This window comes from Sphingomonas sp. Leaf10 (assembly GCF_001421245.1).
Taxonomy (GTDB): Bacteria; Pseudomonadota; Alphaproteobacteria; order Sphingomonadales; family Sphingomonadaceae; genus Sphingomonas.
Genome location: NZ_LMKE01000009.1, coordinates 1 through 10,265 on the forward strand (window position 1 = coordinate 1; position 10,265 = coordinate 10,265).

The 10,265-nt window shown below is 64.9% G+C and carries 10 protein-coding genes; 5 read left to right on the top strand and 5 right to left on the bottom strand.

Translation table 11 applies throughout. The annotated features are described in order from the left end of the window. Nucleotides 1-572: 572 nt before the first annotated feature. On the bottom strand, nucleotides 573-797 hold the full coding sequence (locus tag ASE59_RS20040; RefSeq protein ID WP_162235283.1) for a hypothetical protein: 225 nt from the start codon (nucleotides 795-797) through the stop codon (nucleotides 573-575). An 18-nt stretch (nucleotides 798-815) separates the two neighbouring features. On the opposite strand from ASE59_RS20040, the gene ASE59_RS08600 reads away from it, so the two are divergent. The 5 genes from ASE59_RS08600 to ASE59_RS08620 all read left to right on the top strand — a co-directional run bounded on the left by ASE59_RS08600 (nucleotide 816) and on the right by ASE59_RS08620 (nucleotide 5,436). Continuing rightward, nucleotides 816-1,028: a hypothetical protein gene (locus ASE59_RS08600; RefSeq protein ID WP_056455122.1), complete on the top strand. Its 213-nt coding sequence runs from the start codon at nucleotides 816-818 to the stop codon at nucleotides 1,026-1,028. 89 nt (nucleotides 1,029-1,117) lie between these two features. Beyond that, nucleotides 1,118-1,915, top strand: coding sequence for a hypothetical protein (locus ASE59_RS08605; RefSeq protein ID WP_056455125.1), 798 nt, complete (start codon nucleotides 1,118-1,120; stop codon nucleotides 1,913-1,915). Between the two features lie 81 nt (nucleotides 1,916-1,996). Beyond that, nucleotides 1,997-4,009, top strand: a complete 2,013-nt coding sequence (gene thrS / locus ASE59_RS08610) for a threonine--tRNA ligase (protein WP_056455128.1) — start codon at nucleotides 1,997-1,999, stop codon at nucleotides 4,007-4,009. A 63-nt stretch (nucleotides 4,010-4,072) separates the two neighbouring features. Beyond that, nucleotides 4,073-4,606 (top strand): translation initiation factor IF-3, encoded by a 534-nt coding sequence (infC, locus tag ASE59_RS08615; protein ID WP_056455131.1) that lies wholly within the window; start codon nucleotides 4,073-4,075, stop codon nucleotides 4,604-4,606. A 527-nt stretch (nucleotides 4,607-5,133) separates the two neighbouring features. Beyond that, on the top strand, nucleotides 5,134-5,436 hold the full coding sequence (locus tag ASE59_RS08620; RefSeq protein ID WP_414899165.1) for a DUF6980 family protein: 303 nt from the start codon (nucleotides 5,134-5,136) through the stop codon (nucleotides 5,434-5,436). A 56-nt stretch (nucleotides 5,437-5,492) separates the two neighbouring features. Here ASE59_RS08620 and ASE59_RS08625 read toward each other — a convergent pair whose 3' ends face one another. From ASE59_RS08625 to hrcA, 4 genes are read right to left on the bottom strand one after another with little or no spacing between them, the layout of a single operon-like run. Further along, a complete protein-coding gene (locus ASE59_RS08625; protein WP_056455136.1) occupies nucleotides 5,493-5,690 on the bottom strand; it encodes a hypothetical protein in 198 nt (65 codons plus the stop codon). Between the two features lie 39 nt (nucleotides 5,691-5,729). Beyond that, nucleotides 5,730-8,462 carry a [protein-PII] uridylyltransferase gene (locus ASE59_RS08630; RefSeq protein WP_414899167.1) on the bottom strand — a complete coding sequence of 911 codons (2,733 nt, stop codon included), beginning with the start codon at nucleotides 8,460-8,462 and terminating at the stop codon, nucleotides 5,730-5,732. Nucleotides 8,463-8,509: 47 nt separating this feature from the next. Then, entirely contained in the window at nucleotides 8,510-9,067 is a 558-nt protein-coding gene (grpE, locus tag ASE59_RS08635; RefSeq protein WP_056455143.1) for a nucleotide exchange factor GrpE, read from the bottom strand. A 20-nt stretch (nucleotides 9,068-9,087) separates the two neighbouring features. Next, a complete protein-coding gene (gene hrcA / locus ASE59_RS08640; RefSeq protein WP_056455145.1) occupies nucleotides 9,088-10,128 on the bottom strand; it encodes a heat-inducible transcriptional repressor HrcA in 1,041 nt (346 codons plus the stop codon). Nucleotides 10,129-10,265 lie beyond the last annotated feature (137 nt).

Genomic DNA, 10,265 nt, shown 5'->3' on the forward strand with positions numbered 1-10,265 from the left:
TCCCTTCAAGGGCCGGTCTCTAGTTCAACGTGGATGAAGAAACGGGGGTCACGTCACAGCCGATGTATCAAGCGGCGGAACCACCAACACACAATATACCGAGATTGTTTGATAACATCTGCCCCCCGCTCGGGCACGGCAACGCAATGCGTAGAACGCATCACACAGGTCGATCTTCCAACTACGTCCGCGTTTCGGAACTGGTAACAGGAAGGGCTGGGTGAGCCGCCGCTCCCTTACACATATTCCACCCCCGGCGCCCGGAGGCGCTTCGTTCGGACCTCGGCAGTTGCGGCGTGACTGGAGGCGTCCTTCCGCCATCGTCCGACCGAGCGGCAGCACATCACCGTACAATCATCTTAAAACACTATAGGATTCATATAGTGAAATCGCTACCGCTACGGACAGGGCGCGAAAGCGGCCAGTTTGTCTAGGGGTGAGACATGGTCGCTGCCACCGAATTGCGTAATGTACTATTCGAGATATTCCGAGCCGATCAACGGGACACCGACCAAAGTATCTGGTGCCAATATTTTTTCGGAACAGATAACCGCGCCGTACCCGATTGCGTTTCAGAAGGAATAGCGTCGGAAAAAATTGGCCTGCTGAAAGCGGCCTTGGAAGATTTGGGCGCGCGACAACAACCGCGCTGAGCCGGTTTCCGACATATTGCGTCCAGTATCACCGACCGGCACGAAAAATCGATGCAACATTCCCCGGACATCGGCAGGCAGTAAATATTTGGCCGCGCGATCGGAGCGATCGCGAAATATTCGTTCGGCATCTATCTCATCCACAGCATCGTCGCGGCGATATTGTTCCAGGTCCTGTCGCCGAACGCGGTGGGTGCGCAGAACACCTCCTTCGGCAACGTACATTCTCTCGGCGCGCTTTCGCTGGTCGCTGCCGGCCTCGTCGTCACCAGGGTGCTGGCAAAAGGCCGCCTCAAGACCGTGGAGCTTTATGGCGCGCACGGGGTGCGCATGATGCTTGGTCCGAAGAAAATGCCCGTTGCTGCCACATCATAGCGCGGGCCCAGACCGGATCGGAACGGATCGTGATGGGCCCCCGCTCTTTCCCGTCGCCCTGATGCGTCGGCTGCGCTAGGGGCTTCGGCGTGGCGACGCAGGTGATTCAGCAACGGTTCTCGGCGCAAAGCCCGCCACCGCTGTCGCGCCGCCTGACGACGCTGGCGCTGGTCGTTACGATCCATGTGCTGATCCTGTGGCTGTTGCTGCGCATCGCGCCGACGATGATGTTGCCGCCGCCGGGCGAGAAATCGCCGCTGGTCGTCGACATGCTGCCCGCCGATCAGGTCGCACCGGCGGCCGCACCCGCCAAACAGGTGCAGCGCAAGGCCGCTGCCGGCAGCGCGGCAACCGCGCCACCGACCGCGACGGTCACACCACCACCCGACATTCCCCCGCCGCTGGTCCCTGCCGAGCGACCCTCCGACGTCTGGTCGAAAGTCATTCCGATGACCGGTCGTGAATTCGCGCGCGCCGCCATCACGCCTGGTACGCGCGGCGCCGACGGGGTCGGCGCCGGCACCGCGGCGGGGGATAGCGGCGATGGCGATGCGGAGGCCGATGCCGGCGGCGGCAGCGGCGGTGGCGAGCGCCTGTACGCCGCCGACTGGTACCGCCGACCGACCCATGCCGAACTGTCGACCTATCTGCCGCGTCGTTCGCAACCGGGCTGGGGCGAGGTCGCGTGCCGGACGATCCCCAACAACCAGGTGACCGACTGCCGCGAGATCGGCCAGTCGGCGAGCGGATCGGGCCTGGCGCGCGCAGTGCGACAGGCGGCGTGGCAGTTCCGCATCCTGCCGCCGCGCGTCGGTGGTCGGCCGCTGGTCGGCAGTTGGGTCCGGATACGGATCACCTATACCGACGCCGGTGCGGCCGTCGAGTGACGAACCCACGCAACCTTGCCCTCCCCGCGCCCAGCGGCTAGTCGGCAGGCGTTTATCCTCCGACATTCCAGGTGTTCCTTCATGTCCGCAATGTTCCGCATCACCCTTCCCGACGGTGCCGTCCGTGAGGTGATGCCGGGCACTACGCCGGCGGACATCGCCGCCGCGATCTCGCCGGGATTGCGCAAGGCGGCGATCGCCGCGCGCGTCGACGGGCAGGTGCGCGACCTGAACCGGCCGTTCGATGGCGACGCGTCGCTGGCGCTGGTGACGGCAAAGGACGAGGCCGACGCGCTCGAGCTGCATCGCCACGATTTCGCGCACGTTCTGGCCGAAGCGGTGCAGACGCTGTATCCGGGGACGCAGATCACCTTCGGTCCGGCGACCGAGGACGGCTTCTATTACGACTTCGCGCCCGCTCCCGGCCGCGGCATGTTCACCGACGAGGACCTGCCGCTGATCGAGGCGGAGATGCGCAAGATCATCGCCAAGGGTGAGAAGTTCGAACGCGAGGTGGTCACCCGCCAGCAGCTGATCGACCGCTGGACCCAGCAGGGCGAGACGTTCAAGGCGCAGTGGGCCGCCGAACTGCCCGAGGGCGAGGAACTGACCATCTATCGTCAGGGCGCATGGCTCGACATGTGTCGCGGACCACACCTCGAATCGACCGCCAAGCTCGATCCGTCGGCGTTCAAGCTGACGCGCGTGTCGGGCGCCTATTGGCGCGGCGACCAGAAGAACGCGATGCTCAGCCGCATCTACGGCACCGGCTGGCTGTCGAAGAAGCAGCTCGACGCGCATCTGACCCGGCTGGAGGAAGCCGCCAAGCGCGACCATCGCAAGCTGGGCGCGGAGATGGACCTGTTTCATCTCCAGTCCGAGGCGCAGGGTTCGGTCTTCTGGCACCCCAAGGGCTATATGATGTGGCGCCAGCTGGAGGCGTATATGCGCCGCCGGCTCGACGCGCATGACTATCAGGAAGTGAAGACGCCGCAGTTGATGGACGCGCGGCAATGGGAACAGTCGGGCCATTGGGGCAAGTATCGCGAAAACATGTTCGTGGTGCCCGACGAAATCCCGAATACCGAGGATGAGGGCGCGATCGTCAGCGCCGATGCCGACATGATGGCATTGAAGCCGATGAACTGCCCGGCGCACGTCCTGATCTTCCGTCAGGGGATCAAGTCCTATCGCGACCTGCCGATCCGCATGGCCGAATTCGGCTGCTGCCACCGCAACGAACCGCATGGCGCGCTGCACGGCATCATGCGCGTGCGCCAGTTCACGCAGGATGACGCGCACATCTTCTGCCGCGAGGATCAGTTGGTGCAGGAAGTCCGCGACTTCTGCGAACTGCTCGACTCGGTCTATCAAGATCTGGGCTTCACCGATTATGCGGTGAAGCTGGCGCTGCGCCCCGACAAGCGCTTCGGCAGCGACGCGATGTGGGACACGGCCGAGGCGGAACTGCGCGAGGCGGTGCTGTCGTCGAACCTGTCCGAAGACATCAAGGCGAAGTTCGAGGAACTGCCGGGCGAAGGCGCTTTCTATGCGCCCAAGCTCGAATTCCACCTGACCGACGCGATCGGGCGGACGTGGCAGGTCGGCACGATCCAGTCGGACCGGGTGCTGCCCGAACGACTCGACGCGACCTATGTCGGCGAGGACGGCAATCGCCACCGCCCGGTGATGCTCCACCGCGCGATCCTCGGCACCTTCGAACGCTTCCTCGGCATCCTGATCGAGCATCATGCCGGGCGCATGCCGACGTGGCTGTCGCCGGTGCAGGCGGTGGTCGCGACGATCGTGTCCGACGCCGATGACTATGCCAACGAGGTCGCCAGCGCGCTGAAATCGGCCGGAATCCGCGTCGAAACCGACCTGCGCAACGAGAAGATCAACTACAAGGTCCGCGAACACTCGCTCGCCAAGGTCCCCGCGCTGGTCGTGGTTGGCAAGCGTGAGGCGGAGGAACGCACCGTCGCATTGCGGCGGCTGGGCAGTCAGGGACAGCAGGTCATCGCGCTCGACGACCTAGTCGCGATGTTGTCGACGGAATCGCTGGCACCCGATCTTGCGCGGAACCTTTCGTAATCGCGCAAGATTGACTATATAGGACTTTCGAACACTGAAGGAGCAGCACCTATCCGTCCGCCCATGATGCGTCGCCCCAATGCGCCGCCGCCGATGAACGGCCCCCGATTCAACGAGTTCATCCAGTCGCCGAAGGTCCGCGTGATCGACCATGAGGGCGAGAATCTGGGTGTGATGTTCACGCGCGAAGCGATCGCGCAGGCGGCCGAGGTCGGGCTCGATCTGGTCGAGGTATCGCCGAACGCGGATCCGCCCGTCGCGAAGTTCCTCGACGTGGGCAAGTTCAAGTACGAGGCGCAGAAGAAGGCGAACCTCGCCCGCAAGACCCAGAAGACGCAGGAGATCAAGGAGATCAAAATGCGTCCGAACATCGACGATCATGACTATGATACGAAGATGAAGAAGGTCGAGCAGTTCATCACCGAGGGCGACAAGGTGAAGGTCACGATGCGCTTCCGCGGTCGCGAGTTGAGCCACGGACAGCTCGGCATGGCGGTATTGCAGCGTGTCGCCGAAGCGACGCAGGAAATCGCCAAGGTCGAAGCCTATCCGCGCATGGAAGGTCGCCAGATGCTGATGGTGCTGTCGCCGAAATAAGCGCTGCGTCGTCGGTTACTCGATCAAAAAAGCCGCCATGTCCGGGTCGGACGTGGCGGCTTTTTTTTAGTGCGCAGCGGCCGGGCGCACGGTTGAAAAAATAGTGGAACAGACTGAGGGACGACCGGCAATCCGTCGGTGACGTCATTCGGGATCAATTACAGACATTTGGGAACGGCCCGTTGGGTCAGCGGACTTGCTCTCTTACTGGCAGGATATCTCTGCGAACGTCGCACGCTCAGCCAAATATCCTCGTATCCCGGCGGAAACCCGGGTCCATTCGGGAATGGCTTTTCCGTATCTTACTGACGCCGGCGAACGGAACCCCGGCCTTCGCCGGGATATGAAGAATGGCATTCGCGGAGGTTTCGAGTAGGTCGGGGGTACGGTGAGTGTGCGAATAAACACGCGACTTTCACAGAGCTATCCCGAAAGAGAGTAAAGAGGACGAACCGTCGGCAGGATCCGCTGGATACACATAGGCCGGCGGGACTGGCGGCCGCGTGTGATCACGCCAACGGCGAACGATGGAGGTACCGATTCCCGACCCGCAGCAGCCCGTTACGCCAACGTCGCAAGGACATATGGATCGGCATAGGCAGAATGACTGGGGATCGGTTCAGTATGACAGCCGGTTCGACGAATATTGGATCGTCGCTGGCTCAGCGCGACAATGCCTGTTCTACTGCCCGTGGTGCGGGGAGAAACTGCCGCCGTCGCAGCGGAATGCATGGTTCGAAAAGGTCGAAACGCTCGGGTTCGACCCTTGGGGCGATACGTTGCCGGAAGCATTCCGTTCGGAAGCGTGGCGAACAACTTCGGTCACCTGACCGGGCGTCAGCTTCACCACCGCCGAAGTTCTCGATGGATGAAGCCGCTGAATGCATCAATCGCCGCCGCCACACCCCCCGCCATCCGCACCGCCGCAATCACCGGAGGAACCGCCCCCGTCGAACCAGCCGACGAACATTGCCTCATCGCCGCTGCCATCCGACCGGCGGCGTTTGCGAGGGTTCGATGCGATCGTGACGATGACGATCATCAGAACGGCGATGGCCAGAACGACCAACAGGATCGGATCCATACGCCGATCCTGCTGCAATCCCGATCGATCTGCAAGGAATTAAGCGAACACCCCGAAATCCTTGCCCGCCGCGGCATCGAGCATCCGCCGTTCGAGCGATTTCAGGCGCAATTGCCCGGTGATGCGGTCGCCGGTCAGGTCGGTGACATAGAAGGTATCGACCGCGCGCTCGCCATAGGTGGCGACGTGTGCTGAATGCAGCGTCACCTTCGACTGGAACAGCGCCTGCGCCAGATGATGGAGCAGCGCCGGCCGGTCACGGGCATTGACCTCGATCACGGTGAACCGGTTCGACGCGGCATTGTCGATCAGTACGTTCGGCTCGATCGGAAAGGCTTCCGCCCGAGCGCGCGACAGCGGCTTGGCGGCAAGTCGGTCGTTCAGCTTCATGCGGTTGGCCAGCGCGTCGCCGATCGCAGTCTTCAATCGCTGCAACTGCCCGGCCTCGTCGAACGGACCGCCCAGCGGATTCTGAACGAGGAAATTGTCGAGCGCCATGCCGGTGCGCGTCGTGTGGATGCGCGCGTCGATGATGTTGCCGCCCGCGGCATGGATCGCGCCGGCGATGCGATAGAACAGCCCCGGATGGTCGGCGGCATGGACCGTCACCAGCGTCGCGCCGCGATCCTCGTCGACGCTGGTCTCGATCGTCAGCCGCGCGTCGCCCGACTGGTCGACCATGCGCGCATTTGCGGCGATCACGTCGTCAGGCTCGGCGATCCAATAGGCCGGCGGCAGATGGCGGACATAGGCGGCCAGCGTGTCGCGATCCCAGCCCAGCGTCTGGCGGAGCCGCTCCTGCTTTTCGGCGATGCGTTCGTCGCGGCCGCGCTGCTTGTGGCCGAGCCGCAGCACTTCCTCGGCGGTTTCGAACAGCGTGGTCAGCAACTGCCGCTTCCACCCGTTCCATGTGCCCGGCCCGACCGCGCGGATATCGACGACGGTCAGCACCAGCAGCATCCGCAGCCGCTGCGGCGATTGCACGACGCTGGTGAAATCGAGGATCGTTTTGAAATCGCTGAGGTCACGCTTGAACGCGGTTGCCGACATCAGCAGGTGGTAGCGGACCAGCCACGCCACCGTCTCGGTCTCGGCCGGCGTCAGGCCAAGGCGCGGGCACAGCCGTTCGGCAACCTCTGCGCCTAGGATCGAATGGTCGCCGCCGCGCCCCTTGGCGATATCGTGGCACAGCACCGCGACGAACAGCGCGCGCCGCTGAACGATGCCGCCGAACAGCGCGGTGGCGAGCGGATGCTCCTCGCGACAAATGCCGCGCTCGACCTGCGACAACAGTCCGATCATGCGGATGGTGTGTTCGTCCACCGTATAATGGTGGTACATGTCGAACTGCATCTGCGCGACGATGCGGCCGAAATCGGGAATGAAGCGGCCGAATACGCCACATTCGTTCATCCAGCGCAGCACCAGTTCCGGATCGCGCGGCGATGTCAGCACGTCGAGGAACAGCTGGTTGGCGCGCGGGTGCGATCGGACCTGTGCCGCCAGCCGCGCGTCACGCGACGCGGCGCGCATCGCCAGCGGATGGATTTCCAGCCCGTGCAGATCGGCCAGCGCGAATATTTCGATCAGCCGTACCGGATCGTCGGCAAAGAAATCGTCCTTTGGCAGCGCCAGCCGTCCGCGATCGAGCACGAAGCCGTGCAACCGTCCCGGTCGCCGCCGCAACCGCGGGAAACCGAAGCGGCTGCCGCGTGCGGCATAGGTTTCGTCGAGGTGGCTGAGGAACATGCCGGTCAGGTCGCCGACCCGCTTCGCCTGCAGGAAATAATATTGCATGAAGCGTTCGACGCGCGACTTGCCGACCCGGTCGCTATAGCGCATCCGCGTCGCGATCTCGGTCTGCACGTCGAAGGTCAGCCGTTCCTCGGCCCGGCCGGTGATGAGGTGGAGGTGACAGCGCACCGCCCACAGGAAATCCTCCGCCCGGTTGAACTTGCGCAATTCCGGCGCGCTGAGCAGCCCTACCCGCACCAGATCGGCGGCGCGGCGGACGTTATAGGCGTATTTGCCGATCCAGAAGAGGGCGTGCAGATCGCGCAAGCCCCCCTTCCCTTCCTTCACATTGGGTTCGACGACATAGCGTGTGTCGCCGAGCTTCTTGTGCCGCGCGTCGCGCTCGGCCAGCTTTTCGGCGATGAAGGTGCGCGCGGTCCCGTCCTGCACCTCGTTCTTGAAGCGCTGTGCCGCCTCGCCATAGAGCGCGGTATCGCCCCAGACATAGCGCGCCTCGACCAGCGCGGTGCGGATGGTGACATCGCCCTTCGCCTGCCGCACCATTTCGTCGAGCGAGCGCGACGAATGGCCGACCTTCAGCCCGAGATCCCATAGCGCATAGAGGATCGATTCGATGACCTGTTCGGACCAGGCGGTCTGCTTCCACGGGGTCAGCACGCCGATATCGACGTCCGAATGCGGCGCCATCTCCCCCCGGCCATAGCCGCCGACCGCGATCAGCGTCATCCGCTCGGCAGCGGTCGGATTAGGGTTCGGGTGGACGTAGCGGACGATGAAGCCCGCCAGCGCGACGAGGATCGCATCGGTCAGATAGGCATAGGCCGCCGCCGTTTCCAACCCATGGCTGGGACGGGCGCGCAGCCGTTGTTCGATCTCCGCCCGGCCGCGCGCCATCGCGTCGCGCAGCGCGGCGGTGGCGGCACGACGCAGCGCCGTGCCGTCCTGATCGCCGGTGGTGAGTGCCGCGAGCGAAACCGCCAGCGCCGCCGGCTCGACGATCGCCTCGGGGTGGACGATCCGTTCGAACCGGGGCGGGGTGGCCAGGTCGGGCCGAACCGCCTCGTTCAGGCGCCGCCCTCCGGCGCCTTGGCCACGCCGACCAGCGCCGGACGCAGCAGCCGGTCGCGGATCATGTAGCCGGTCTGGATTTCCTGCACGACCGTGCCTGGTGCCGCGTCGTTCGAGGGCACTTCGAACATCGCCTGATGCTTGTTGGGGTCGAGCGTCTCGCCGACCGACACAATCTTGGTGATGCCATGACGGCCGAACACGCTTTCCAGCTCGCGCCCGGTCGCTTCGAGGCCGGTGATCAGCCCCTTCAGCCGGTCGTCGCCGCGCAAATCCTCGGGGATCGCCGACAGCGCGCGCGACAGATTGTCGGCCACCGACAGGATGTCGCGCGAAAAGGCGGTCGCGGCATAGGCGCGGGCGTCGGCCACCTCCTTTTCGGCGCGGCGGCGCACATTCTGCAGATCGGCGCGGGCATAGAGGGTTTCGGCCTGCGAATCGGCCAGCTTGGCTTCGAGTTCGGCGAGGCGATCCGCTTCGGCGACTTCGGGCGCGGCCTCGGCGGTGGCTTCGCGCAGGTCGTTCGTATCGTCGTTGGCGGGAGTGTCGTTCATTCGGGTCTCTTCTTGTCCTGTCAGCCGAGCAGCCGCGTCAGCGTCGCGGCAGTGAAATCCACCATGGGCACGACGCGCGCATAGTTCAACCGGACCGGCCCGATCACGCCGACCACGCCGACCACGCGCCCGTCCAGCGCGCGGACCGGCTTGGCGATGACCGACGATCCGGTCAATGCGAACAATTTGTTTTCGGAGCCAATAAAGATGCGCGCGGCATCGCCGTCCTGTGCCGATTCGAGCAGCCGGGCGATCTCTTCCTTGCCCTCCAGTTCGTCGAGCAACTGCCGCACGCGGTCGAGGTCGTGGGCGGCGGCGGGGTCGATCAGCCGCGCCTGGCCGCGTACGATCAGCACCGGGCGCTGCCCGCCATCCTCGCTCCACATCGCCAGCCCCGCCTCGACCAGCGCGCGCGCGGTCGCGTCGAGTTCGGCACGTTCCCGCCCGATTTTGCGCAGGATCCGGGCACGTGCTTCGGGCAGGGTGAGACCCGACAGCCGCGCCGTCAGGTAATTGCCCGCCTCGACCAGCGCCGCGATGCTGGTGCCCGGCGCCAAGTCGAGCACGCGGTTCTCGACCGATCCGTCCGCCCCGACCAGCACCGCCAGCGCGCGGGTGCCCGACAGCGGCACGAACGATACCTGTCGCAACACCGGTTCGCGCTTGGGCACCAGCACCACGCCGGCACTGGCCGACAGGCCCGACAGCGCAGCGGCGGTACCGGCCAGCGCTTCCTCGACCGGGCCGGCGGTGTCCGCCTGCGCCTCGATCGTCGCACGTTCCTGCGCCGATGGCTCCATCGCGTGCATCATGCCGTCGACGAACAGGCGCAGGCCGGTTTCGGTCGGCATCCGCCCGGCGCTGACATGCGGTGCGGCGAGCAGGCCGGCTTCCTCCAGATCCTGCATCACCCCGCGGATCGAGGCGGGCGAAAGGTTCATGCCGGACAGTTGCGCGATGGTGCGCGAGCCGACCGGCGTGCCGGTGGCGAGATAGCTGTCGACCACGATCCGAAACACGTCGCGCGCGCGGTCGGTCAGTTCGTGGATCGGTTGTGCCATGGATGGGAATGTAGGGTGGCGGAGCGAATTGCGGAACCCAAATCCTCCCCACCCCGTGGGGAGGGGGACCGTCCGCGCAGCGGATGGTGGAGGGGGTTGGCCGCGCAACGCAACCTTGCCGTATGCCGCGCTCCCCC

Coding starts and splice junctions, on each gene's coding strand:
- thrS (WP_056455128.1), top strand. CDS start 1,997: ATGTCCGCAATGTTCCGCATCACCCTTCCCGACGGTGCCGTCCGTGAG.
- infC (WP_056455131.1), top strand. CDS start 4,073: ATGATGCGTCGCCCCAATGCGCCGCCGCCGATGAACGGCCCCCGATTC.
- ASE59_RS08620 (WP_414899165.1), top strand. CDS start 5,134: ATGGAGGTACCGATTCCCGACCCGCAGCAGCCCGTTACGCCAACGTCG.
- ASE59_RS08625 (WP_056455136.1), bottom strand. CDS start 5,690: ATGGATCCGATCCTGTTGGTCGTTCTGGCCATCGCCGTTCTGATGATC.
- grpE (WP_056455143.1), bottom strand. CDS start 9,067: ATGAACGACACTCCCGCCAACGACGATACGAACGACCTGCGCGAAGCC.
- hrcA (WP_056455145.1), bottom strand. CDS start 10,128: ATGGCACAACCGATCCACGAACTGACCGACCGCGCGCGCGACGTGTTT.